Genomic DNA, 26,102 nt, shown 5'->3' with positions numbered 1-26,102 from the left:
TTTGTAGGGTCGTCGCTGGCGACGACCTCGTGCGCGAGGTCGGGCCAAGGCCCGACGCTAGAGAGGAAAGATCTGCAATGCACGGCCGGTGCGGAGACCGGCCCTCCACGAGGAATCAGGACTTCTTCGGGCGCTTGGTGGCGGGCTTGCGCTGGGGCGGCGGGGCGATGTGGCGGAATGGGTCGTAAACGGCCTTCAGCTTCTGCGGGAAACGGCCGGTGAGGAAGACGCCGTCGTCGCGCGTCTCCTGCGTCCGGACCTGGCCGCCTTGGTGCAGCTTGGCGACCACGTCGTAACGGTGATGGGGGATTAGGAGCTCGACGGCCTCGCTGTCGTCCACCGCCAGTTCCTCGCAGCGGGCGAGCAGGCGGTCGAGGCCTTCGCCGGTGTGGACGCTGATGAAGAGCGCCTCGGGGTGCTGGGCGCGAACGACAGCAAGCGTCTGCTTATCGGCGGCGTCCACCTTGTTGAAGACGGTGATGATGGGTTTGTCGGCGGCACCGAGCTCGCCGAGCACCTCCATGGTGGTGGCGAAGTGGTGGGCGACGTTGGGGTTGGCGACGTCGAGCACGTGGATGACGAAGTCGGCGACGACGACCTCCTCGAGCGTGGCCTTGAAGGCCTCAACGAGGCGATGGGGCAGGCGGCGGATGAAGCCGACGGTGTCGGTGGCGAGCAGCGTGCGGCCGTCGGGCAGGTGCAGCTGGCGCGTGGTCGGGTCGAGCGTGGCGAAGAGCTTGTCGGCGGCGAGCACGTGAGCGCCGGTGAGCTTGTTGAGGAGCGAGGATTTGCCGGCGTTGGTGTAGCCGACTATGGCGACGCCGGGCACGGGCTTGCGCATGCGCTTGCGGCGCTGGGTCGCGCGTTGGGAAATGACGAGTTCCAGTTCCTCCTTCAGGCGGGCGATGCGGTCGCGCACGATGCGACGGTCCTGTTCGAGCTGGGTTTCGCCTTCGCCGCCCATGGCGCCCTTGCCGCGCTGGCGCGAAAGGTGGGTCCAGGCGCGCGTGAGACGCGGCAGCGAGTACTCCATGCGGGCCAGCGCCACCTGCAGCACGGCCTCGCGGGTCTGGGCACGGTCGGCGAAGATTTCGAGAATGACCTCCTGCCGGTCGATCACGGCGAGGCCGGAGTCCTCCTCCCAGTTGCGCTGCTGGGCGGGCGAGAGTTCCTTGTCGAATACGATCAGATCGGCACCGAGCTCTTTGGCCTCGGCGATGATCTCGGCGGTCTTGCCGGAGCCGATCAGGTATTTGGGCTGTTCGCCGGTGCGGATGACGACGAGGTTGGTCTTCACGACCTCGAGCCGGAGGTTTTCGACCAGCTCCTTCAGTTCGCCCAGCAGTTCGGCGCCTTCGCCGGTCTCCATGTCAAAGGTCTGCACGCCCACGAGATAGGCGCGGGAAACTACTTTCTGGTCGGTGAGGAAATCAGCCATGAAGGGTCATTCAACTGCGGGCGGGCAGGGGAGTCAACCGGGGTGTGCGGGCTTTGCTGTAGCGGCGGTCTATGACCGCCGGGTTTGAAGAGAAGAACGGCGGTCATTGACCGCCGTTACAGATGTTGCTGACGCACTTTTGATTTGCCCGTCGATGGGAGGTGCTCAAGTTGCCCCTGTCTGGCGCGAACTCGTGCGCGACCGGACAGCACAGTTCAACCTCCGTCTCCGGACAACTCAGGCCTGATCGCCATGCGACAAGCACTCCAGTCCAGCCACCTCCGCCGCCCGCAGGTTCTCCGCATACGGACAACTGCCGGGGCGGAATGAAAAGCATCCTCGATTTCAACCGGGCGCGCCAGGAAGGGCGGCCCATCGTGATGGTCACGGCTTACGACGCGCCGATGGCGCGGATCGTAACTGAATCCGAGGCCGACGTCATCCTCGTGGGCGACAGCGCCGCCATGGTCGTCCACGGACTGCCGTCCACGGTCCATGCCACGCTCGACATGATGGTGCTGCACACGGCGGCGGTGCGACGCGGCGCGCCGGAGCAGGTGATCGTGGCGGATCTGCCGTTTCTCAGCTTTCGCCAAGGCCGCGAGACGGCCGTGCGCGCCGCCGGCACGCTCCTGCAGGCGGGAGCGACGGCCGTGAAACTGGAGGGGGTGGCCGGTCACGAGGACGTGGTTGCCCACCTCGTGGGCAGCGGCATCCCCGTGATGGGACACCTCGGGCTCACGCCGCAATCGGTCAACCAACTCGGCGGCTACCGCCTGCAGGGCCGCTCGGAGGCCGACGCGGCCCGCCTGCTCGCCGAGGCCCGTCGCCTCGAGGAACTGGGGGCGTTCGCCCTGGTGCTCGAATGCGTGCCCGCCGCGCTGGCGGCGGAGATCACGGCGAATTTGTCCATCGCCACCATCGGCATCGGTGCGGGCAGCGGCACCTCCGGACAGGTGCTGGTGCTGAACGACCTGCTCGGGCTCGATGCGGAATTTCGCCCGCGGTTTGCGCGCCGCTACTTGGACGGCCACGGCGAGATTCTGGCCGCACTCAACGCCTACGCCCGCGACGTGCGCGGGGCGCGCTTTCCGGCGCGCGAGGAGGTGCTCGCATGAGAGTCCATGAGACCCTGGCCGCGTGGCGCACGGTGCGCACCGGGACGGATTACGCCGGCCAATCGGTGGGCTTCGTGCCGACCATGGGCGCGCTGCATCTCGGGCACCGCGCGCTCCTCGCCCGCGCCCGCGCGGAAAACGACCGCGTGGTGCTGAGCATTTTCGTCAACCCGACCCAGTTCAACGACCCGACCGACCTCGAGAAATACCCGCGCACGCTGGAGGCGGACCTGCGGTTGGCGGCGGGGCTGGCGGACGACGTCATCGTGCCGACGGCCGCCGAGCTATACCCCGACGGCTACGCCTACCGCGTCACCGAGGAAAAACTCAGCCGGGAACTGGAGGGCGCGCATCGCCCCGGTCATTTCGACGGCGTGCTGACGGTGGTGCTCAAGCTGCTGAATCTGGTCTCCCCGCAGCGCGCCTATTTCGGGGAGAAGGACTGGCAGCAGCTCCGTTTGGTCGAGGGCCTGGTGCGCGCGCTGCTCCTGCCGGTGGAGATCGTACCGTGCCCGACGGAGCGGGAGATCGACGGCCTCGCGCTCAGTTCGCGCAACCGCCGCCTCTCGCCCGGCGCGCGTGTGCGGGCCGCGCAGTTCCCGGCGATCCTGCGTTCCGCGGCGAGCCCGGCCGTGGCGGCCCTGGCGCTCAACGCCGCCGGCTTTGAAGTGGATTACGTGGAGGACCGCGAGGGCGTGCGGCTCGGCGCAGTGCGCATCGAAAACGTGAGGCTCATCGACAATGTCCGGCTCTAACCTCCTCGTCATCTTCACCGGCTCCATCGCCGCCTACAAGGGCTGCGAGGTGGTGTCACGGCTTGTGCAACGGGGCCACCGCGTGCGCTGTGTGGCGACGCCGTCGGCGTTGAAGTTCATCGGCCCGGCCACGCTGGAAGGTCTGACCGGTTCCGCCCTGCTCAGCGACGCCTTCGCTCCGGGCGCGGCCCTCGAGCACATCAACCTGACGCGCTGGGCCGACGCCGTGCTCGTGTGCCCGGCCACGGCGAACACGCTCAACCGGTTCGCGGCCGGGCTCGGCGACGATTTCGCCGGCGCGCTCTTCCTCGCCCATGACCGCACCAAGCCCTGGCTCGTGGCGCCCGCGATGAATCCCGCGATGTGGTCGCATCCGGCAACCGTTGCGAGCTTGGCAAAATTGCGCGACTGGGGCGTGCGCTGCATCGCCCCCACGTCCGGGCGCACCGCCTGCGGCGAAACGGGGGAGGGGCGGCTGGCCGAGCCCGGGACGATCGTCGCCGCGGTCGAAGCGGCGCTGGCGCGACCGGCGCGCCAACTGCGGGTGCTCGTCACCGCCGGTGGCACCGCCGAGCCGGTGGACGGCGTGCGCGTGCTCACCAACACGAGCACGGGTGCGACCGGCGCGCTCATCGCCACGCACCTGTCGCGCGCGGGCCATGACGTGACCCTGCTGCGGGCGCAAAACGCGATCGCGGCGGACGGCCCCTGCCGGGAGGAAACCTTTGTCACCTTCGCGCAACTGGAGGCCGGCCTGCGTCGGTTGCTCGCGGCGCATCCGTTCGATGCCGTGATCCACGCGGCGGCGGTCAGCGATTACCGCGTGGACATGGTCGTGATGGCCGACGGTGCGGAGACCGCCGCCGGCGGCAAACTGCCCTCGGGTGGTGCGCCCCTGCTGAAGCTGCGACCCAACCCGCGGCTAGTGGACCAGGTGCGCGGTTGGAGCCGCGCCCCGTTCACGTTGGTGGCATTCAAGCTCACCCACGGGGCCGAGGCGGCGGAAGCCGACGCGGCCGTGAGCAGGCTTTTCGCGCACGCCGGTGCCGACTACGTCGTGCACAACGATCTTTCCGCCAAGCGCGCCGATGGCACCTTCCCGGCCGACATCCTGCGGCCCGACGGCAGCGTCGCGGCGCATTGTCCCGACCGCACGACCCTGGCGGCCGAACTCGAGCGCCTGCTCGCGGCGCGACCCAGTCCAGAATCCAGAATCGAAAACCGAAAATCCAGCCATGCTCTTGACCCTTGATGTCGGCAATTCCCAGATCCACGGCGGCGTGTTCGACGGCGACACCCTCCGCGTGCAGTTCCGGAAAACCACGCACCCCATCGGGTCGTCGGACGAAACCGGCGTATTCCTGCGCAGCGTGCTCCGCGAGAACCAGATCGACCCCGCCGCGGTGAAGCGCGTGGCGATCTGCTCGGTCGTGCCGCCGGTGGCCTATCCGCTGCGGGCGGCCTGCGTGAAGTATTTCAACTGCGAGCCCTTCCTGCTCCAGGCCGGCGTGAAGACCGGGCTTAAGATCAAATACCGCAACCCCGCCGAGGTCGGGGCCGACCGCGTGGCCAACGCCATCGCGGCGACGCAACGCCGCCCCGGGGCCAACTGCCTCGTCGTGGACTGCGGCACCGCCACGACCTTCGACGTGGTGACGGGTGGCGGCGATTACCTCGGCGGCGCGATCCTGCCCGGGCTTGGCATCTCGGCCGAGATGCTGTCGAGCCGCACCGCCCGCCTGCCAGCCGTGGAAATTGCCCGGCCCGACGGCGCGCTCGGGCGCAGCACGGTCGAGAGCATCCAGGCGGGGCTGTATCACGGCCACGTCGGCGCGATCCGCAACCTGCTCTCCGTGCTGACCATCGAGGCCTTCAACGGCGTGCGCCCGCACGTGATCGGCACGGGTGGGTTCGCCCGCATGTTCGAGACCGAGGGGCTCTTCGATGAGATCGTGCCCGAACTGGTGCTCTTCGGCCTGAAGCACGCCGAACTGCTCAACCGCGAGCCCGCCAAATGACACCCCCATGCGCCTGACCCTGCTCAAGTCCAAGCTGCACCGCGCGACGGTCACCGCCGCCGACCTCGACTACGAGGGCTCGATCGCCATCGCGCCCGAGCTGCGCCGCGCCGCCGGCCTCCTGCTGCACGAGCGCGTGGAGATCTACAACGTGAACAACGGCCAGCGCTTCGCGACCTACGTCATTGGCGGCCGCAAGCGGGGCGAGATCATGGTCAACGGCGCCGCCGCGCGGCTCGTGCAGCCGGGCGATGAGGTCATCATCGCGGCGTATGCGGACTTCGATCCGGACGAGGCGCAGCAACACGAGCCGGTGGTCGTGTTGCTGGACAAGAAGAACCGGCCGAAGCGGAAGTAGGACTTCGCCTGTATGCGTAGGGTCGGCGGTTGCGCCGACCTCGTGGGTTAGGTCGCCGCAAGCGGCGACCCTACAGGGAACGGAAACGGCCATCATGTCACGGCGGTGCGACACCGCCTGCGCACATTGGCGCAGCCGATTCGCGGCGGTTCCAAATTCCCGAGTGAAGCAGGCCTTCACCCGCTGGCCCGCCGCCTGCAAGGGTGTATATTACTTCCATGAATCCCGAGAAAATGACCATCATGTCGCGCCAGGCCGTGCAGGAGGCGCAGAACGAGGCCCGCCGCCGCTCGCACAACGAGGTGGAGACGTGGCACCTGCTCGTCGCGCTGCTCGCCCAGGAGGGCGGCATCGTGCCGTCGCTCGTCGAGAAGCTCGGCCTGACCGTCAGCGCGCTTCAGCTCGCCGCCGAGCGCGAGCTGGGCCGTCTGCCCAAGGTCACGGGCAGCGTCGATGTGTCCAAGATCTACGTGACCCAGGCGCTCAACGAGGTGCTGACGCGCGCCGAGCAGGAGGCCGAGGCCCTCAAGGACGAGTTCATGAGCGTGGAGCACCTCTTCCTTGCGCTCCTTCACACCGGCAAGCCCGAGGCGCTGAAGAAGTTCTTTGCCAGCTTCGGCCTCGACCGGAAGAAGGTGCTGGCCGAGCTCCAGAAGATGCGCGGCAACCAGCGTGTGACCAGCGAGACGCCCGAGGGCACCTACAACGCCCTTGAGAAATACGGCATCGACCTCGTGCAGCAGGCCAAGAAGGGCAAGATCGACCCCGTCATCGGGCGCGACGCCGAGATCCGCCGCGCCATTCGCATCCTTTCGCGCAAGACCAAGAACAACCCCGTGCTCATCGGCGAGCCCGGCGTCGGCAAGACCGCCATCGTCGAGGGCCTGGCCCAGCGCATTGTGCGCGGCGACGTGCCCGAGGGGCTGAAGGACAAGACCGTGTTCTCGCTCGACCTCGGCGCGCTGGTGGCCGGCGCGAAATACCGCGGCGAGTTCGAGGAGCGCCTCAAGGCCGTGCTCAACGAGATCAAACAGGCCGAAGGCCGCATCATTCTCTTCATCGACGAGCTCCACACCATCGTGGGCGCCGGCAAGACCGACGGCGCCATGGACGCCGGCAACCTGCTCAAGCCGATGCTCGCGCGCGGTGAGCTCCATTGCATCGGCGCCACCACGCTCGACGAATACCGCCAATACATCGAGAAGGACGCCGCGCTGGAGCGCCGCTTCCAGCCCATTCTCGTCGAAGAGCCCACGGTGGAGGACGCCATCTCGATCCTCCGCGGCCTGCGCGAGCGTTTCGAGCTGCATCACGGCGTGCGCATCCAGGACAACGCGCTCGTTTCCGCCGCCACGCTCTCGCACCGCTACATTTCCGACCGTTTCCTGCCCGACAAGGCCATCGACCTCGTGGACGAGGCCTGCGCCATGATCCGCACCGAGATTGATTCGCTGCCGACCGAATTGGACGAGCTCCAGCGCCGCGTCATGCAGCTCGAGATCGAGGAGACCGCGCTGCAGAAGGAGAAGGACGACGCCTCCAAGCGCCGGCTCGCCGAGCTGCGCAAGGACCTGGCCGATGCCAAGGAGAAGGCGACCGCCCTGCGCGCCGTCTGGTCAAAGGAGAAGGAATCCCTCGGCCGCGTGCAGAAAGTGCGCGAAGAGCTCGAAGCCGCCCGCTTGGAAATGGCCAAGGCCGAGCGCGCCTACGATCTCAACAAAATTGCCGAGCTCAAACACGGGCGCATCCCGCAGCTGGAGAAGGAACTGGCCAAGGTGGAGAAGGCCGGCCCCGCCGCGACCACACTGGTCAAGGAGGAGGTGTCCGCCGAGGAAATCGCCGAGATCATCTCGAAGTGGACGCACATCCCGCTGAACCGCCTGCTCGAGGGTGAGAAAGAAAAGCTTCTGCGCCTGGAGGACGTACTGCACAAGCGCGTCATCGGCCAGCACGAGGGCGTGCGTCTCGTCAGCGAGGCCATCCTGCGCGCCCGCGCCGGCATCAAGGACCCGCGCCGCCCGATCGGCAGTTTCCTGTTTCTCGGCCCGACCGGCGTGGGCAAGACCGAGCTGGCCAAAACGCTCGCCGAGCAGCTCTTCGACTCCGAGGCCAACCTCATCCGCCTCGACATGTCGGAATACATGGAGAAGCACAGCGTCGCGCGCATGATTGGCGCCCCCCCGGGCTACGTCGGCTACGACGAGGGCGGCCAGCTCACGGAGGCCGTGCGGCGCAAGCCGTATGCGGTGGTGCTCTTCGACGAGATCGAGAAGGCGCATCCGGACGTGTTCAACGTCCTGCTCCAGGTGCTCGACGACGGCCGCATCACCGATTCGCAGGGCCGCACGGTGGATTTCAAGAACACGGTCATCATCATGACCTCGAACCTCGGCTCCCGGCACCTGCTCGAAGGCGTGAAGGGTGACGAAATCCCCGAGAGCACGCGCGAGGCGGTCATGGCCGACCTGCGGTCGTCGTTCCGGCCGGAGTTCCTGAACCGCATTGACGAGACGATCCTCTTCAAGCCGCTGAGCCTGGAGGAAATCACGAGCATCGTGGACCTCCTGCTCGCCGACCTGAACAAGCGGCTCGCCGAGCGGCGCGTCACGGTGAAGCTCGACGCCAAGGCCCGGGAATGGGTGGCGGAGAAGGGTTACGACCCGGTCTTCGGTGCCCGCCCGCTCAAGCGTTTCCTCCAGCGGCATCTGGAAACCCGCCTCGCCCGGGCCCTGATCGCCGGCGAGGTGGCGGAAGACTCCACTCTAACCTTCACCGTGCAGCACGATGAACTTGCGCCTCTGCCCACCCGAGGGGGCAGATCCTGAATGACGCGCCTGTCAGGCCCAGCGGCCGTTTTTCAGCCAGCGGTAAACCTGCACGCCCCCGATGGCGGCCAGACCGAAGGCCAGCACGGCGGGCCCGGGCTGGAGGAGCAGACCATACCCGATTCCGGTGGTGAGGCCGAGGCAGAGTGCCAGCCCGCCGAGACAGTCCAGCGCGGTCCGGCGGGTCAGCACCGGCTCCGGCAGTTCGCGCAGGTCTTCGCCCGCCTCCACCGGTCCCCACCAGCCGCCAGGACGCACCTTGCGGTTGAAGCGTCGGAGCTGCTCACGCGAGACCGGGGGCGTCCGCAGGGTTACGGCCAACGCCACCGTGACCGCGACGCTGGTGAACAGGAGCAGCTTGAGCTCGTAGCGCCATTCGCTCCACGGCAGGCCCAGGATTTCGGCCCCCGGTGCCCAGACGCGCAGGGCCAGGTCAAACCCGGCAAAAACCAACCCCACGGCCAGCACACTCAGTTCCGTCCAGGCGTTCACCCGCCACCAGAACCAGCGGAGCACGCTGATGATCCCGAATCCGGCGGGCAGCAGCGCAAGGAATTCCCACGCGGCGGTCAGTGAGCCGAACAGCGGCGTCAGCAGCAGGCCGGCCCCGGCCAGCAGCACCGTCATGAGACGCGAGACCAGCAGCTGTTCGCGCTCGGGGGCCGCCGGCCGGAAAAAGCGGCAGTAGCCGTCGCGCACCAGGTAGGAGGCGCCCCAGTTCAGGTGGGTCGTGATGGTGGACATGAACGCCGCGGCGAAGGCCGCCACCAGCAGGCCGCGCAGCCCCACGCCGAGGTAGCGGTCCAGCACGAGCGGGTAGGCGTGCATGTCGGTGTGCGGCGCCATCATCACGGGAAACACCGCGATGGAGACCAGGGCCACGGCCGCCCACATCCACGGCCGCACGGCCTGCCAGATGGCGAAGAAGAGCATCGCCCGGGCGGCGTCGCGTTCGGTGCGGCACGCGCTCATGCGCTGCATCACATGGCCGCCCGTGTCGGTCCACCAGAGCGTGAGCAGGATGAGGAAGCAGGCCAGGTCCAGGTTGGCGTGGTCGAAGCGGGGCAGGAGACTCAGCGTGCGCTCCCCGTAGCCCGGGGCCTCCCGCACGGCGGTCAGCACCGCGGACAGGCCGCCGTATTCGTGGACCGCGATCACGGCAAAGAGGAGCATCGCGCCGAGCGCGATGACGAACTGCAGGAGGTCGGTCAGCACCGCGCTGCGGAATCCCCCGAAGACGGTGTAGGCGACCGTCACAATCATGGCGACCTGGATCGCGACCCACTGGTCGACCGGCAGCACCACGGAGAGGACCGCCCCCATGCCGAGCGTCACCCACGCGATGGTGATGAGGTTGGCCACGATGCCGCTGAGGAAAGCCCGCACGGCCCGCAGCACCCCGGCGGCCGGGCCGTCATAGCGCAGCTCGCAGAACTCCGCGTCGGTGACGGCCTCGAGCCGCCGCCACAGTCGGGAGAAGACATAAATCGCGACGACCAGCGCCAGCACCCCGGCGAACAGCCACCACAGCCGTTGCAGGCCGCGGCCACGCACCATCTCGGTGATCACCAGCGGCGTGTCGGAGGCGAAGCTGGTCGCCGCCAGCGAGATTCCGTTGAGCCACCATGGCAGCCGGCGGCCCCCCAGGAAGTAACCCTCGCTGCCCGCCCCGGTGCGCCGCCCGGCGAGCAGGCCGATCACCAGCGACAGGAGCAGGTAGCCGGCAATGATGGCGTAATCGAGCCAGTGGAGCGGGGGCATGCGGACGGGCGGATACGGCAGGCTGACTCCGTCCCGTCATCGGGCAAACGCAAAAATTAATAGTTATTATCCGCGCGAGTGGCCGAGTTGCAGCACCCGGATCGCCCCGGCGGGCAGTGCCAGATTGGAGAACACCACCGGGCCCGGCTGTGCCTGAGCGTCGGGCAACCGGGTCCACTCGCCCGTGGCGGGATCGAACAACTCGGCCGGGACGAAGTCGGCCGCCCTGGCGGGCAGCCGAACGGTGAGCCGCCGTTCCGTCGTGCCGGGGTTTTCCAACAGCACAAAGACCGTGCGCCCGCACCGCACCGCCAGCACGGGGCTGCCGTCCGCCTCCGCCGTCACCTCGGCAAAGTCGCCTCCGCCGGCGGCCAGCATGCGTTCGTGGATGGTCCGCACCCCGGCAAAACCGGCGGTCGTGCCGCGCTCGTCGAAGTATTCCCACCACCAGGACAACGGGAGGATCGGGGTGGGCGAAAACAGTCCCAGCCACAGGCCGCGCCGGAAGTCCGCGTCCATCGCGCCGGCGAACTCATCGAAGTTTTTCGTCCAGTCCCACTCGTAGCCGTATTCGCCGATGACGTAGGGCTTCCCCTCGTCGGCCCAGCGCTGGCGCAGGGTGGCGGGTAGGGCCGCGGTGTCGCGGTAGAGGTGTCGCTGGTTGAAATCGAGTCCCGGCAGTTGGTTCAACCCGGCGATGTCGCGGTGCGACACGCTCGTCGTCACGGGCCGGCCATAGGGATCGAGGGCCCGGAGGTGGGCGGCCATTTCGGCATGCCAGCGGGTGATGACCTCCGCGGGCATGGGCGCGGCGGGGTCGAGATGGACGACATGGTCGATCTCGTTGAAGAATTCCCAGACGCCGAGGTGCGGGCTGTAACCCCAGCGGGCCACGAGGTAGCGCAGGCGGTCGCGGTAGCGGGCCCGCGCCGCCTCGGAGGTGAAGAACTCCTCCGGCGTGGCGGCGGGTCCGCCGTTGGCCCGGTTGTAGGGGTTGAGCTCCCACCCGCGGCCCATGTAGGAAACATGCGGGTCGAGGGTGAGCATGAAATAGGTGCCGCTGGCCGCGGCGACCGCCACCAGCTCGTCGAGCCGCGCGGCGGCGCCGGAGTGGAACCGACCGGTTTCATCGGCGTAGCGCCGGGTGTCCATGACGCGGTTCCACTCGAGCGGGAGGTTCCACGCGCACATCCAGGTGCGGAAGAAGTTGCCGCCGTTCGCCGCCAGCCGGCCCACGAGGTATTCGTAGTGGAAGCGCGGGTGCTCGTGCAGCGCGCGGAAGTGACGCGAGTCATCGGGCGAGCGGGATTCCCACCCGAGGTTCTCGCCGAGCCCGCGGAACGGCTCGCCGTTGTCGAAGCGCAGCACCCACGGACCCGCGGCGTGCAGGAAACCCCGGCCGCGGCCCGGCTCCACCGGCACCGTGAGCGGCGCCGACTCCGTTGCGCCGACGGGAGTCGTCAGCCGGAAACGCACCCGGTTCTCCCCGGCATCCCGGGGCGCCCAGCGCGCTCGCCACACGGAGGGCGTGCCCCCGGTTCCGCTCTCGTGAAAGGCCGGCAGCAGGTGCGGGCGGCCGTCGGGGCCCATGAACTCAAGATCCAGCCGCACCTGCGCGGAATCATGCGGATCGGTCCAGGGCGCGGTCAGCACGACGGTGAAGTCCACGCGCTCATGCTGGACGGCACGCTGCGTGACGCGGGTGACGCTCCCGATCTCCACCCCGGCCGCCGCGGTCACGGCCGCGAAGAGACCGGCGAGCAGGGTTGGCCAGGACAGGGAAGGGCGGCGGAGCGGCATCCGTCACGCTAGCGCAGACCACAGGCGGGGAACATGAGAACCGTTGCTTGAAAGCTGTCATCGTGGCCGGCGGCGCCGCCGGCGTCCCGGGGCACGCGCTCAATGCCCGGAAGCAAGCGCCCATAGTTTTTATGGGGGCCATCTCATGGTCGGGGCCCGTGACACCCGGTAGTCTCCGCCTGCGTCCGCCCCGCCCGCTTCGCCCCGCCCATCGGCCACCCTCCCCGGGTTTCCGTCGCGGCCCGTGATCTTGCGGGAATCGCGCCAACCCCAGACACAATGCATCCTAGCACCCACTCCAGATACTCGCGCCTGAGGGCCACCACGGCCGTCAGTGCGCTCTGCCTGCTCAGCGCAGGCGGGCTGTTTGCCCAGCAGACGGCCAACCCCACCAAGCCGGAGGACCAGACCGCGAGCGACGAGGTGATCACCCTCTCGCCCTTCGTGGTCAACACCTCCAAGAACGAGGGCTACGCCGCGACCTCCTCGCTCGCCGGCACGCGCCTCAACACCAGCCTCAAGGAAGTGGCCTCGGCCATCCAGGTGGTGACGCCGCAGTTCCTGGCCGACACCGGCGTGACCAACATCGCCGAGCTGCTCGTCTACACCACGAACACCGAGGCCAGCGGCCTCGGCGGCAACTACCTCGCCGGCTCCAGCGCGGACGACATCAACCGGGCGCTCAGCCAGCCGCAGCGCGCCACCCGCGTCCGCGGCCTCGCGGAGGCCGACCTGACCCGCGATTTCTTCCTCACGGACATCGGGCTCGACTCCTACAACATCGACAACGTCGATATCCAGCGCGGACCGAACTCCATCCTCTTCGGCCTGGGTTCGCCCGCGGGTATCATCAATTCCAACCTCAAGGTCCCGAATCTCGACCACAACAAGTATGCCCTCGAGTTCCGCGCCGGCAAAAACAGCAAGCACCGCGAGGTGCTGGACGCCGACGTCACCCTGATCAAGGGCGAACTCGGCCTCCGCGTCATCGGCATGGAGCAGGGCCGCAAGTTCGACCAGCGCCACAAGTTCGAGGACCAGCGCCGCTACTATGCGGCCGCCCGCTGGGAGCCGAAGCTGGGCGCCGGCGTCTTCACGCAGGTCACGGCCAACTACGAGTCGGGCAAGACCGACGCCAACCGGCCGCAGCCCATCGCCCCGCGCGATGCGGTCACGCCTTTCTGGACGACCAACAAGGCGACCAATCCCGACGTGAACCGGCAGTGGTGGGACACCTATCACCAGAACTACCCGGGCCTGGGCTCGAATTGGTGGGACAATGTCGGCGTCATCTACGGCGACCCCAACTCCAACGCCATCGGCGTCAACAACACGGTCCAGGGCATGCGCAACCGCGGCAACCTCGCGCAGGTGGACGGCGGCGCGCTCACCTGGGGTGACTGGAATTCGCTCAAGTTCAACGGCGAGAATGTCGACAGCGGCAACCCGCTCGGCCAGGCCGCGACCTATGCGAACGACCCCTATCTTTCCGCCGTGATCAAGAGCTACACCGACGCCGGCAAGAACTTCTCGGGCTTCGGCGGCTTTGGCGCCTACCGCATCATGGACCCCGGGATCTTTGATTTCTACGGCAGCGACCTCGAGGGCCCCAACGCGGGCCAGCAGGAGCGCTTCGACGCCATCAACGCCACGGTGCGCCAGACCTACCTGACCAACCAGCTCGGCTGGGAAGTCGCCTACGGCAAGGAAGACTCGCGCGTCAACTGGCAGTCCATGTTCGACAACACCGCCGGCGTCGACATCGACGTGAATGACTTCCTCCGCGACGGCACCCGCAACCCGAACGTCGGCCGCCCCTACACGATCGGCAAGTCCCGCGCCCAGGTCAGCGAGCGCGATCGCGAGGCCTTCCGCGCCACCGCGTTCGGCCGCCTCGACACCGCGCGCTTCTTCGGCGACGGCCGTTTCCTCTCCAACCTGATGGGCGAGCACACCGTCACCCTCGTGGCCGCCAACCAGCGCCGCCAGGAACTCAGCCGCAGCTACGCCAAGCACCGCCTCGCGCCCAGCACCGCGGGCGGCTACACCGCCACCACCGACCTCTGGGAACTCGCCTACATCGGCGGCGACGTGCGCGGGGCCGCCAATCCCTCCGGGCTGAATCTCACCGGCGTCCAGGCGCAGCGGAGCTCGCTCGACCGCCTGAGCTTCTTCGCGCAGCCCCCCGCCGGCGCGACCTCCCGCTACTTCGTCAACGAGGTGCAGGACATCAACGACGGCATCAACTGGCTCTACACCGGGGCCGACGCCTCGCGCGAGCAGACCAAGAACCGCTCCTTTGTCTGGCAGGGCAAGATGCTCTGGGGCACGGTCTATCCGCTCTTCGGCTGGCGCAAGGACTCGTTCCGCGCCGACAAGAAGCCGGCGATCGGTGGCAACGGCGGCGTCTTCACCAACCCGGCCTTCGCCGGCATCGTCGATCCGTACGATCCCGACTGGACCTTCGACTACCAGGCCAAGGTCACCGGCCACAACTCGGCCAGCCACCGGGTGGTGGATGCCAAGAACAAGACCTACGGTCTCGTCGTCGCTCTGCCGGAGCGCCTGCGCGAGCGGCTGCCCTACAACACCGACATCCGCCTTGGTTACAACAAGTCGTCGAACTTCAACCCGACGTCCGCCTCCACCGACGTCTACGGCCGGCAGGTGCCGCCGACCTCGGGCAACACCAAGGACTACACGCTGATGCTCGACACCCTCGACGGGAAGCTGAACGTCCGGGTGACCAAGTATAAGACCGAGCAACAGAACGTGCGCTACGACCTGCCCAACGGCGGCGAGCGCGTGTTCGAGGGCGTGCAACGCTTCCTCAACGGCATGATGAAGGAGGTCTATTACGACGGCGCCACCTGGGACGTGCAGAACTACCAGTCCGGCAAAATCACCAGCGCGCTCGGCCAGCGCAACCAGCTGACCCCCGAGTGGGCGGTCAACGCGTGGTTCTTTGGCAACGCCAAGAACTGGAAGTCCGATCCCGTGGCCAACACGCCGATCGGTCCGGGCTGGGAAGCCAACAAGGCCACCCTGATCAACGAGCCGCTGCGCATCCGCGCCTCGGCGCTGGATCCCTCCTATCTGGCGGCCTTCCGCGCCTACGGTTCGGACTGGCGCTCCAGTGCCGTCCAGAACAACGCCCCGGCGGCCGCCTGGGCACCTCCGCTCACCGTGGACGAGCTGAACTACCGCATCTGGTGGTTCACCAACCAGCCCGATTCCCGCTGGTTCGGCCCGCTCGGCCAGGAAGTGGCGCAGGGCCTCGGCCTCACCCGCAACTACAGCGTGCAGAACAAGTGGGGCTTCTGGAACTACGACAAGCGCTCCTTCGCCACCGTCTCCGACCGCACCTCCGAGGGCATGGAGTATGAGGTCACCCTCAACCCCACGCCGAACTGGCGCGTCACGCTCAACGCCGCCGAGACCGTGGCGCAGGCGACGAACATCGCCGGCGACTTCAACGAGTTCATCCAAAAATACATGGATGTCTGGCGTTCCGGCTGGAACTCCGCCGATGCCAGCCTGTTCATCAGCTACTGGGACTTCGACGGCTGGGCCGACTCGAGCACCTGGGGCAACAAGAACACGGAGGATTTCGGCCAGTATATGAACGCCGAGACGATCTCGCGCCTCGAGACCGCCAAGGCCGCCGAGGGCAAGTCCCTCGACCAGATCCGCAAGTGGCGCTGGAATGTCATCTCCACGTACGACTTCACCCGCGGCCGCCTCAAGGGCTTCACGGTGGGCGGCGCGGTGCGGTATGAGGACAAGGGCATCATCGGCTACGGTCCGAAATACCTCCGCGACCTCGACGTCTGGGTCTCCGACCTCGACCATCCCTACTACGTGGATGCGAACACCTCGGTGGACCTCTGGTTCGCCTACCGCAAGAAGCTGCGCGAGAAGTATGACTGGAACGTCCAGCTCAACCTCTACAACGTCGGCCAGCAGGACCGGCTCGTCTCGACCTCGGCCCAGCCCAACGGCTCGATCCGCGAGGCGCGCATCGCCGAGGGCATGGGTTGGGAGATCACCACGGGCTTCCGCTTCTGATCCCCCGCCGGCACGACCGGCTTGAACTACGCGCACCGGGCGGATTTTCTCCGCCCGGTGCTTTTTCTTTCATGCGCCTGCAGCTGCTGACCGCTTTGCTTGCTTTTTCGGCCGCCGCCCCGGCGATCGCGGCGGACGCCGGCCGTTTTGTCCTGCTGCCACCCGAGGCGACCGGCGTGACGGCGGCCAACGCCTATCCGGATCTCCACGGTCGCTTCGAGGAGATCATGCGCGGCGCCCTCGGCAGCGGCTTGGCGATCGCCGACCTCGACGGCGACGGTCGGCCCGATCTTGTCGTGACCGGCAAGAGCGAGGGCCTGCGCTGTTTCCGCAACCAGGGCGACTGGCGGTTCGAGGACATCACCGAGGCGGCGGGATTGGCCGCCCCGGCCCGCGCGGCGGGGGCCAAGCCCGGATGGTATCAGGGCGTCAGCGCCGTGGACGTGGACGGAGACGGCGACCTCGACCTGCATGTCTGCCGCATTGGCGCCCCGAACCAGCTTTTCATCAACGACGGCCGCGCCCGCTTCACCGACGAGGCCGCCGCCCGCGGCGTGGCCGTGATCGACGGCAGCAACATGGCCGCGTTCGCGGACTACGATCGCGACGGCTGGCTGGATTTCTACCTGCAGACGAACATCCATCGCGCGGACCACCGTGACGGCGAGCCCGACCGCCTTTTTCGCAACACCGGCCGCGGTTATTTTGTCGAGACGACCGCCACCTCCGGCCTGCACGGGGTGACCCAGGGGCATGGAGTGGTCTGGTGCGATTACGACGACGACGGCTGGCCTGATGTCTATGTGGCCAATGACTTCGAGGAGCCGGACCGGCTCTACCGCAACCAGGGCAACGGCACGTTTCGCGACGTGATCGCCGAGGTGATGCCCAGCATCGCCAATTCCTCCATGGGCCTCGACACCGCCGACGTGGACGGGGACGGCCGGTTCGATTTCTTCGTCGCCGACATGGCCGCGACGACGCCCGAAAAGGACCTGCGCGGCATGGTGAAGCGCCGGCTGGGCGGGGTGGAGCCGCTCGACCGGCCCGATGCGCTCCGCCAGTATCCCGCGAACTCGCTGCTCCTGAACACCGGCACCGGCCGCTTCGTCGAGGCGGCGCACCACGCGGGTCTCGCGCGCACCGACTGGACCTGGTCGGTGCTGTTCGGTGACTTCGACCAGGACGGTCGTCCCGACCTGCATGTCACTAACGGCGTGTTCCGCGAGCTGCACAACATCGACCTCGCGGCGCGCTCCGCCGAGGCGGTCTCGGTCGCTGAGCAACTGGCCATCATCCGGACCTGTCCGGTTTACCGGGAACCGAACCTGTTCTATGTGTCGCGCCCGGGACTGAAGTTTGAGGAATGCGCCACGGCGGCGGGTCTGGCGGACGACGGCGTCAGTTTCGGCGCCGCCACGGGCGATCTTGATGGCGACGGTGACCTTGACCTCGTCTATGTGCAGTTTCGCAAACCGCCCGCCGTTTACCGCAACGACTACGCGCGCGGCCGCAGCGTGATCGTCGACCTGCGCAGCCCGGGGCCGAACCGTTTCGGCGTGGGCGCGAAGGTCACGCTCACCACGTCGTCGGGCCGGCAGGTGCGCGACCTGCAACAGGCGCGGGGTTATCTCTCCACCTCCGAGCCGATGGTGCATTTCGGCCTGCCCCCGGGCGACACCGTGGCCGAGATCGAGGTGCGCTGGCCCTCCGGCCGCATCCAGCGGGTCGCGGGAGTCGCGGCCGGAAGCCGCGTCACGGTCGTCGAGGACGAATCGCTGCCCCCGGCCGCCGCGCCGCGTCCGTCCCCGGGCTGGTGGCGGGAGGTGGCCGCGTCCGCCGGCCTCGCCACGCTGGCGCGCGAAGCCCCCGGTCCCGAGCTCATCCGCCAGCCGCTCGCTCCCGCCGCCTTCAACCGCGCCGGTCCCGCCCTAGCGGCTGCCGACCTCAATGGCGATGGCCTCGAGGACTTTGTCACCGGAGCAACCACAGTGGATGCAGGCAGCGTGCTGCTGAGCAACGGCCGCGGCGGATTTACACGCTCGGATTTTGATGCCGGCGCCCCGGTCAACCGGGGACCGCTGTTGGTGGCCGACTTTGACCGCGACGGACGCCCGGAAGTGTTGGTGACCAGCGGCGGCAACCCGGCGCCGGCCGGCGACACGGACTATGGCGCGCAGCTCTGGCAGTTGGGCGCGGCCCAGCGGCTCGAACCCAAGGCGGCGAGTCTGCCGCCGTTCCCCGGACCGGTTGGCGCCGTGGCGGTGGCCGACTTTGATCGCGATGGCTGGCTGGATGTTGTTCTGGGCGGGCGGGTCGTGCCCGGAGCTTTCCCCGCCGCGGCCCCGGTGGCGCTGTGGCGCGGCAGTCCCGCGGGATTTCGGGACGAACCCGGCGCGGCCGGGCTGGGCCCGGCCCTCGGGCTCGTCACGGCCCTGCTCGCGTCGGACGTGGACGGTGACGGCTGGACGGACCTGCTGGTCGCGCGCGAATGGGACACGCTGCAGTTGTGGCACAACGAGTCGGGTCGGGGTTTCACCAACGCCAGTGCGGTCGCGGGCCTCGGCGAAGTGGGCGTCGGGCTGTGGCATTCGCTGGCCGCCGGGGATTTCAATGGCGACGGTTTCATGGATTATGCCGTGGGCAACGTCGGCACGAACACGCCGCTGGCGGCGATGCCCGGGGAAACCGCGGTGCTCTACACAGGGAGCTTTTCCGGTGCGACCGGGCCGCAGGTAATCGAAGCCGTGCAGCACGGCGGCCGGGAGTGGCCGCGCCGCGGGCTGGCGACGCTGGGCTCCACCTTTCGCCACCTGCCGCGGCGCTTTCCGAGCAACGATCGTTTTGCCGCGGCCGGACTGGCGGGAATCTTCCCGGCCGCCGAACTCGCGCTCGCCGAGCGACGCGAGCTGCGCGAGAAACGCAGCGGCCTGCTGTGGGGCGGGCCGGACGGTCGCTTCCGTTTCAGCCCGCTGCCCTGGCCGGCGCAGCTGGCGCCCTTGCAGGGCATGCTCGCGCTCGATGTAGACGGGGACGGCGCGCTCGACCTCGTGGCGGCGCAGAACGCCTTCGACGCGATCCCCGAGCACGGCCGGGCCGATGCCGGGCTCGGCGTGGTCCTGCGCGGCGACGGTCGCGGCGGATTCACCTTCGTGCCCTGGAGCGAGAGCGGCTGGAGCCTGCCCGGGGACGCCCGCGGGCTGGTCGCGACGGATTTCGACCGCAACGGCTGGCCCGATTTTTATGTGACCCGCAACAATCGTCCCTCCGCCCTTTTCCTGCAGCAGCGGGCGGCGGCCTTGCCCCGCTGGCGGATCGGCCTGTGGGCCGGACCGGACGCGGGCGGGCCCGCCTGGGGCGCCCGCCTCACGGTGGTGCATCGCGATGGCGGGCGCTACACGGTGGAGTTCCAGCCCGTGACCGCGCGCAACTCCCAGAGTGCGCCGTTCGCGTTCGTGGCCAGCGATCCGCGCAACCCGGTGGTTCGGCTGGAGGCGCGTTGGCCGGACGGTCGCACGACCCGGCACGCCGTGTCCCCGGCGCCGTCCGGCAGCACGCTGCGGTGGCGCGCGACAGACGGCCAGCCGGAGCCCTGAGCGCAAAGCAAGCGCACTCATATTTGCAGGGCGGGCTCTCATGGTTGCGCCGCGCCCGGTTCGCTATGCTCGCCGCCAGCGCTCGGGCCCCGGTCCATGGTTAGGGGTAACCAAATTCTGTGTTCGCAGCAGCGACCGGGCCCGAGCGCCCCACCGCCGCCCGGAACCACGGTTCCGAGCGGTTCACTTTTTCCCCGCCCGCCGTCCGGTCCCATGATGCCCGCCGCCTCCCGTTACGATTCACCCGCGCTCTATCGCCGCTGCGGCCGCAGCGGCCTGCAGCTGCCCTCGCTGTCGCTCGGGCTGTGGCAGAATTTTGGCGACGCCCGGCCGCTTGAGGCGGCCCGGGCGATCGTGTGGCGCGCCTTTGACCGGGGCATCACCCATTTCGATCTGGCCAACAACTACGGCCCTCCCCCCGGCGAGGCCGAGCGGACCTTCGGCCGCCTGCTGGCGGACGGACTTGGTGCGCACCGGGACGAACTGATCATCGCCACCAAGGCCGGTTACGACATGTGGCCCGGTCCCTACGGCGACGGCGGCTCGAGAAAATACCTGCTGGCCAGCCTGGACCAGAGTCTGCGGCGGCTTGGCCTCGATTACGTGGACATCTTCTACCACCACCGCTGGGACCCGCACACGCCGTTGGAGGAAACGATGGGGGCGCTGGCCCACGCCGTTTGCGCCGGCAAGGCGCTCTACGTGGGGCTTTCGAACTACAATGCCGAGCAGACCACCCGCGCGGTGGCGCTGCTGCGCGAACTCGGCACGCCGCTGCTGATCCACCAGCCCAAATACAACCTGTTTGAACGGACACCCGAGGCGGGCTTGCTGGATTTGCTCGGGCGCGAAGGCGTCGGGTGCATTCCGTTCAGTCCGCTGGCGCAGGGGCTATTGACCGGCCGCTACCTGCAGGGCGTGCCCGCCGATGCGCGCGCCGCGCGTTCGCCGCATCTCGCCGGGGACCTGACGCCGGCCCGGCGCCGGCAGCTCACGGCGCTGGCGGCGCTGGCCGCGGACCGGGGCCAGACGCTGGCCCAGCTGGCGCTCACCTGGGTGCGGCGTAATCCGGCCGTGACCTCGGCCATCATCGGGGCCAGTCGCGTGGAGCAGTTGGAGGAAAATCTCCAGGCCATCGGGCAGGCCGGCCTCACCGGTGCTGAACTCAACGCGATCGAGACAATCCTGCGCGATGAATAGAATGTTTCTTTTCCGGCAGCTGGCCCTCGGCCTCGTGCTGCTGCTCGCCGCCGCGGCCGGCCTGAAGGCCGAGCCCGGTTTTCGGCGGGGGGTGAGCATCGCGCACTGGATGGCCAAGGTTTACGATCCGGCCGGTCCGGGGGCGCCGTGGTTCGGTGCAGCCGACATCGCGTGGATCGCGCGCCAGGGTTTTGACCACATCCGCTATCCGCTCGACGGCCGGTTGGTCTGGCGGGCTGACGGCACGCTTGACGAGGCTGCGCTGGCCCCGCTGCTGCGCGCGCTCCATGCGACGCGCGACGCCGGACTCGGCGCGGTGCTCGACCTGCATTTTCTGCCGGGCGGACGTTTCGAGAAAGATGCGCAGGACCCCGACATCTTCACCGATCCGCGCGCTCGCGCCGAGGCGGCCGCATGCTGGGGGCGGCTCGCCGAACGCTTTGTTGCCGAAGGCGACTATCTCCGGTTCGAGCTCATCAACGAGCCCGAGGCACCGACGGGCGACGCTCTCAACGCGCTCAATCGCGTTTTGCTCGCGGCGGTGCGGGCGGTAGATGCCCGGCGTTTGGTTTACCTGACCACCAACCACGCGAGCCGTTTCACCACGCTGGCGGAGCTGAGTCTGCCGGCCGACCCGCGGATCGGCATCACGCTGCACTACGACGAACCGCTCGTGTTCACGCACCAGCGCGCGGCGTGGAAGCAGTGTCCGCCCGACATGCCACCGGTGGACTTTCCCGGCCGCGTGCCGGATCTGCGCCCGCTGTTCCAGCCGGGTCATTTTGCCTACGAGGCCTCGCTGACCGAGATCGGGGCCGCGGGCATCGAGGCGGACTTTGCGCGGGTGGAGGCCTGGTTTCGGCAGCACGCGCCTGCGTGCGAGGTGCGGCTGGGCGGTTTTGGCGTCAACGAAGCCGCGCCCGCCGCCGCGCGCACGCGCTATGTGCGCGCCGTGCGTGCCGCGGCGGAGCGGCGGGGCTGGGGCTGGTGCGTCTGGAGCTACAACGGCGGCATGGCGGTGCGTGATGCCGGCGGCGCGCCGACGCCGGTGCTGGCGGGATTGTTTGAGTCCCCCGCACCCTGAATCCACGGAACGGTTCGCAGAAAACGGGAGGGCGTTCTCATGGTCTTGGCGCTGCGCTCCGGATACGCTGATGCGGTGCTCCATCCCCGGAGCCCGTCATGAAACCCCGTCTCCTGCTTGCCCTGATTTTTGTCATGCCCGCCCTTGTCGAACTCGCCGCCCAGCCCGAATTCATGCCTTGGGGCAATCTGACGGGCCTGCGGATCGAGGGCCAGCGGTTCCCCTTCGAGACCTCGGTGCGCGCCGTCCGCGCCGACTGGTCCGGCTACACGCAGTCCTCCAAATACAATTGGGAAGGTCACCAGACCTACACGCGCGAGGGCGACGCCCAGACTGCGGAGCACGCGCTCGCCGGCTTGCCGGTCAACTACACCGTGCGGGTGCACGATCGCGGTGCCGGCACAGTGGAACTTCATGTGCGCCTGCGCGCGACGGCGGACGCCGATCTGGCCGGCCTCTACTTTTGCCTTTCACTTCCGCCGGAATTCGCGCGCGGCACGCTGGAGCGCGTGGATCCGGCCGGAGGCGTCCACGCCCAGCCGCTGGCGGCGCTCAGCCTGCCCCACTCCCTGCCGGGGAACGGACAAGGGCTGCGCTTTCGCATCGGTGAACAGGAAATCCAGTGCCGGGCCGACGAGCCCGGGCGCTGGCTGCTCCGGCAGGACGCCACCACCCATCCCGCCTACCTCAACGATCCGCGCCCGGCACAGGATTTCGCCCAACGTGATCCGCAGGGGCGGCCCGTGGATTTGCAGTGCTATTTCCCGCTGGTGACCGGCCCGGTGCGCCGCGACCAGGTGGTGGAGCGCGTGTTTCAGATTCAGGTGGCCGCGCCGGTGGATCAGCGTCCGGTCACGCTCACGCTGGATCCCGCCAAGCCGGGCCGGCCCTTCACGGGGATCGGCGGCAATTTCCGGCTGCAGTTTCCCGAGCAGGATCCGGCGGTGATCGCCTACTGTCTGGAAAACCTGCGGGTGACCTGGACCCGCATCGCGATGTATTGGCGCGAGTGGCATCCGGAGGAGGCGATGGACCCGCTGGCGCGGGCGCAGGCGGGACAGTTGTCCCCGCTGTTGCAGCGCCAGCTGGAACTCGCCCGGTCCTTTGCGCGGCGCGGCCTGCCCGTGATCGTGAGCGTGTGGGATCCGCCGCGGTGGGCCGCGGAACCGTGGCCGGGCGGCGAGCGCGGCGAGGCGCTCCGGCCGGAGAAGCTCGACGCCATCGCCCGGTCGATCGCCGACTATCTCGTGCACCTGCGCGACCACTACGGCGTCGAGGCCGACCTGTTTTCCTTCAACGAGACCGACGTCGGCGTCGAGGTGCGGGAAACCCCGGAGATGCACGCCCGGCACGCCCGGGTGCTGGGCGCGGCTTTCGCGGCGCGCGGGTTGCGGACGAAGATGCTGCTCGGCGACACCGGACACGGCACCGCGGTGGCCAGCCGGATCCTCGGGGTCGTGCGGCGCGATCCGGCGGCGCGGGCCCACGGCGGGGCGGTCGCGTTTCACACCTACCACGGGTGCACGCCCGAGGACTTGTCGGCCTGGACGGAGGCGAGCCGCGAGCTCGGCCTGCCGCTGATGGTGACCGAAGGCGGGCCCGACTCCGCGGCGCACCGTTACCCGCAGGTTTTTCTGGAACCGTGGTTCGCCCTGCACGAGATCGAGCTTTATCTCCGCATCGCGGCGGCCTGCCAGCCGGAGACCATCATGCCCTGGCAGCTCACCGCGGATTATTCCGTGCTGACGGGCGGCGGCCTTTATGGCGACCAAGGTCCGCTGCGGCCCACGCAGCGCTTCTGGAACCTGAAGCAACTCGGGGATACGCCGGTCGGCGCGCACTGGATTCCGTTGAAAGTGGCGGGCCCGGCCCTCACCGCGGCCGCGTGGACCGTGCCCGGGACCGGCGAGACCGGCCTGCACCTCGTGAATGACGGGGCCGCCCGCGAGATTGAGCTGCGGGGGTTGCCTTCCGGCGTGCGCACGCTCGAGGTGCGGCAGACCGATGCGGTGCACGGCGCGGAGCGGATGGCCCCGGTGGTGCCCGAGCACGGGGTCGCGCGGTTCATCGCGCCGGCGGGCGCCTACCTCAGTCTGACCGGCCGGCCCTGAACCGCGTCGTCCGGCCACGCCCCTTGTTTTATGATGCATGCTCCCCGTTGGTTGATCGCCGCGTCGCTCGCGGTCGCCTTTAATTCCGGCTTCGCGCAGCCTGAGCTCGCCCAATGGGGCAGCCTGCGCGGCCTGCGGATCGAAGGGCACCTCCACGCCTTTGCGGCGCGGATGGAAGTCGTGCGTCCGGACGGCACCGTGGCCGCTCGCACCGCCCATTACGCGAACGCCTCGCGCTACCGGCGCGAGGGCGCGGGGCAGCGCGTGGAGGTGGAGCTGCGCGGCGAGAAGGCCGTGATCGCCGTCGAGGAGACCGGGCCGTGCGCCGCGCGCCTCGACGTGGCCATGACCGCGGCGCCGGAAAACGGATCGGATCAGGGCGTGCTCACGGTAGACCTGCCGCGCGCGGATTTCCTCGGCGGACGCCTGACCTGGCTCGATGCGATTGGCGGCGTGGTGGGCGAGGAGGCCGTGGCGGACACCGCCGGGATTCAGGAGCGCTCCGCCGCCGGGGTGCGGCTGACGGGCGTCGGGCGCACGTGGGAAATCCGCGGCCGCGGGGATGTGCCGCTGCGGGTCACGCGGATGCCGGCCGACTCCGAGAACGTCGTGCGCGTGAGCGTGCCGGTCCGACCCGCCGGCACCGCGCAGGCGAGCCGGACCTTCCAGCTCCAGGTGGGAGGCGAGCCGGATCGCCGGCCGGTGGCGATCGCCGTGGAGCCGGCGCGGCCGGGCGCGCGCTTTGACGGCATCGGCGGAAATTTCCGCCTGCAATTCCCGGAGAGCGACCCGGCCATCATCGACTACAAGCTGGCGAATCTGCGGGTGAGTTGGGGCCGCATCGCGCTGTGGTGGCGGGACTGGGACGCCGACGAGGCCGCCGATCCGCTCGCTGCGGCGCGCGCGGGCCGCGTGACGCCGCGGCAGCACGCCCAGATGGAAATGGCCCGCCGGCTCGCCCAGCGCGGGATTCCGGTCATCGTCAGCGTGTGGGATCCGCCCGCGTGGGCGCAGCTGACCGGCCCGCGGCCGCCGCACACCTACAACGACCCGGTCAATCCCGCGAAATGGGCGCGGATGGCCGAGTCCATCGCGGCCTATCTGCAGTTCCTGAAGGAAGGCTACGGTGTGGAGGCGGTGATGTTCTCCTTCAACGAACCCGACCTCGGTCTGATGCCCGCGCCCGCGGATCACGCCGCCTTCATCAAGATCCTCGGCCGGGCCTGCCTCGCGCGCGGCCTCGCGACGAAGCACCTGGTGGCCGACACCTCGAACGCCACGGCGAAGTCGCTCGGCTTCGCTCAGGCCGTGATCAACGACATCGAGACGCGTCCTTTCATCGGTGCCGTCGGTTTCCACAGCTGGGGCGGGTGCGACGATGAGAACCTCGTGCAATGGGGCGCCGCAGCGCGGCAGCTCGGTGTGCCGCTCCTGCTCAGCGAAGGCGGGCCGGACGCCGAGGCGCACCGCCATCCCGACCTTTTTCTCGAGCCCGCTTATGCGCTCGACGAGATCGAGCTCTACGTGCGCATCGCTGCCCTCGCGCAACCCGCGTCGCTGATGCACTGGCAGCTGACGGCGGACTACACGTTGCTCAAGGGTGGCGGCGCCTACGGCCACGCCGGGCCGTTGGCGCACACGCCGCGCTTTCACGCGTTTCAGCAGCTCGGCGCGACCCCGCCCGGAGCCTTTGCGCTGCCGGTGACCAAGGACCGGCGCGACGTGACGGTGGCCGCCTTCGGGGACCGGGCCAACGGCCGCTACGCGCTGCACCTGGTCAACACCGGCGCCGCGCGCACCGCCCTGGTTTCCGGCCTGCCGGACGGGGTCAAGGTGTTGCGCGTGGTTGCGACGGCGACGGCCACGGGACTTCAGCCCGAGGTGACGGTGGCGGTGGCCGGCGGCCGCGCGGAGATTCCGTTGGTCGCGGCGGGGCTCACGAGCGCCTTCGGCGAGACGGTGCCATGAGC

At 68.9% G+C, this 26,102-nt stretch carries 15 protein-coding genes; 12 read left to right on the top strand and 3 right to left on the bottom strand.

Translation table 11 applies throughout. The annotated features are described in order from the left end of the window. Positions 1 to 115: 115 nt before the first annotated feature. Complete coding sequence (hflX, locus tag ESB00_RS16930; protein ID WP_129048968.1) at positions 116 to 1,438, bottom strand: GTPase HflX; 1,323 nt, start codon at positions 1,436 to 1,438, stop codon at positions 116 to 118. Between the two features lie 326 nt (positions 1,439 to 1,764). On the opposite strand from hflX, the gene panB reads away from it, so the two are divergent. The 6 genes from panB to clpB all read left to right on the top strand — a co-directional run bounded on the left by panB (position 1,765) and on the right by clpB (position 8,512). After that, positions 1,765 to 2,556 (top strand): 3-methyl-2-oxobutanoate hydroxymethyltransferase, encoded by a 792-nt coding sequence (gene panB / locus ESB00_RS16925; RefSeq protein WP_129048967.1) that lies wholly within the window; start codon positions 1,765 to 1,767, stop codon positions 2,554 to 2,556. Further along, positions 2,553 to 3,311: a pantoate--beta-alanine ligase gene (gene panC / locus ESB00_RS16920; protein ID WP_129048966.1), complete on the top strand. Its 759-nt coding sequence runs from the start codon at positions 2,553 to 2,555 to the stop codon at positions 3,309 to 3,311. The genes panB and panC overlap by 4 nt, the downstream gene beginning before the upstream one ends. Beyond that, positions 3,298 to 4,563 carry a bifunctional phosphopantothenoylcysteine decarboxylase/phosphopantothenate--cysteine ligase CoaBC gene (gene coaBC / locus ESB00_RS16915; RefSeq protein ID WP_129048965.1) on the top strand — a complete coding sequence of 422 codons (1,266 nt, stop codon included), beginning with the start codon at positions 3,298 to 3,300 and terminating at the stop codon, positions 4,561 to 4,563. The genes panC and coaBC overlap by 14 nt, the downstream gene beginning before the upstream one ends. Next, complete coding sequence (locus tag ESB00_RS16910; protein ID WP_129048964.1) at positions 4,547 to 5,329, top strand: type III pantothenate kinase; 783 nt, start codon at positions 4,547 to 4,549, stop codon at positions 5,327 to 5,329. The genes coaBC and ESB00_RS16910 overlap by 17 nt, the downstream gene beginning before the upstream one ends. Before the next feature lie 7 nt (positions 5,330 to 5,336). Further along, entirely contained in the window at positions 5,337 to 5,687 is a 351-nt protein-coding gene (gene panD, locus ESB00_RS16905; protein WP_129048963.1) for an aspartate 1-decarboxylase, read from the top strand. A 218-nt stretch (positions 5,688 to 5,905) separates the two neighbouring features. After that, positions 5,906 to 8,512 (top strand): ATP-dependent chaperone ClpB, encoded by a 2,607-nt coding sequence (gene clpB / locus ESB00_RS16900; RefSeq protein WP_129048962.1) that lies wholly within the window; start codon positions 5,906 to 5,908, stop codon positions 8,510 to 8,512. A gap of 12 nt (positions 8,513 to 8,524) precedes the next feature. Here the strand turns inward: clpB and ESB00_RS16895 are convergent, their stop codons facing one another. Together ESB00_RS16895 and ESB00_RS16890 are read right to left on the bottom strand one after the other, a co-directional pair. Beyond that, positions 8,525 to 10,273: a sodium:solute symporter family protein gene (locus tag ESB00_RS16895; RefSeq protein ID WP_129048961.1), complete on the bottom strand. Its 1,749-nt coding sequence runs from the start codon at positions 10,271 to 10,273 to the stop codon at positions 8,525 to 8,527. A gap of 66 nt (positions 10,274 to 10,339) precedes the next feature. Further along, on the bottom strand, positions 10,340 to 12,073 hold the full coding sequence (locus ESB00_RS16890) for a glycoside hydrolase 5 family protein (protein ID WP_129048960.1): 1,734 nt from the start codon (positions 12,071 to 12,073) through the stop codon (positions 10,340 to 10,342). A gap of 279 nt (positions 12,074 to 12,352) precedes the next feature. Between ESB00_RS16890 and ESB00_RS16885 the strand changes: the two genes are divergently transcribed. The 6 genes from ESB00_RS16885 (at position 12,353) to ESB00_RS16860 (ending at position 26,100) form a co-directional block, all read left to right on the top strand. Then, entirely contained in the window at positions 12,353 to 16,141 is a 3,789-nt protein-coding gene (locus ESB00_RS16885) for a TonB-dependent receptor plug domain-containing protein (protein ID WP_129048959.1), read from the top strand. 71 nt (positions 16,142 to 16,212) lie between these two features. Further along, a complete protein-coding gene (locus ESB00_RS16880) occupies positions 16,213 to 19,737 on the top strand; it encodes a VCBS repeat-containing protein (protein ID WP_129048958.1) in 3,525 nt (1,174 codons plus the stop codon). 213 nt (positions 19,738 to 19,950) lie between these two features. Then, the gene (locus ESB00_RS16875; RefSeq protein ID WP_129048957.1) at positions 19,951 to 20,937 is read left to right on the top strand and encodes an aldo/keto reductase; all 987 of its coding nucleotides are present in this window, start codon (positions 19,951 to 19,953) and stop codon (positions 20,935 to 20,937) included. After that, positions 20,930 to 22,021 carry a glycoside hydrolase family 5 protein gene (locus tag ESB00_RS16870; RefSeq protein ID WP_129048956.1) on the top strand — a complete coding sequence of 364 codons (1,092 nt, stop codon included), beginning with the start codon at positions 20,930 to 20,932 and terminating at the stop codon, positions 22,019 to 22,021. The genes ESB00_RS16875 and ESB00_RS16870 overlap by 8 nt, the downstream gene beginning before the upstream one ends. 98 nt (positions 22,022 to 22,119) lie before the next feature. Next, entirely contained in the window at positions 22,120 to 24,132 is a 2,013-nt protein-coding gene (locus ESB00_RS16865) for a glycoside hydrolase (protein ID WP_129048955.1), read from the top strand. A gap of 33 nt (positions 24,133 to 24,165) precedes the next feature. Further along, entirely contained in the window at positions 24,166 to 26,100 is a 1,935-nt protein-coding gene (locus ESB00_RS16860) for a glycoside hydrolase (protein ID WP_129048954.1), read from the top strand. Positions 26,101 to 26,102 lie beyond the last annotated feature (2 nt).

Source organism: Oleiharenicola lentus (genome assembly GCF_004118375.1).
Taxonomy (GTDB): domain Bacteria; phylum Verrucomicrobiota; class Verrucomicrobiia; order Opitutales; family Opitutaceae; genus Lacunisphaera; species Lacunisphaera lenta.
Note: the sequence above shows the minus strand (reverse complement) of the source record. Positions and strands in the feature narration are given on the sequence as shown.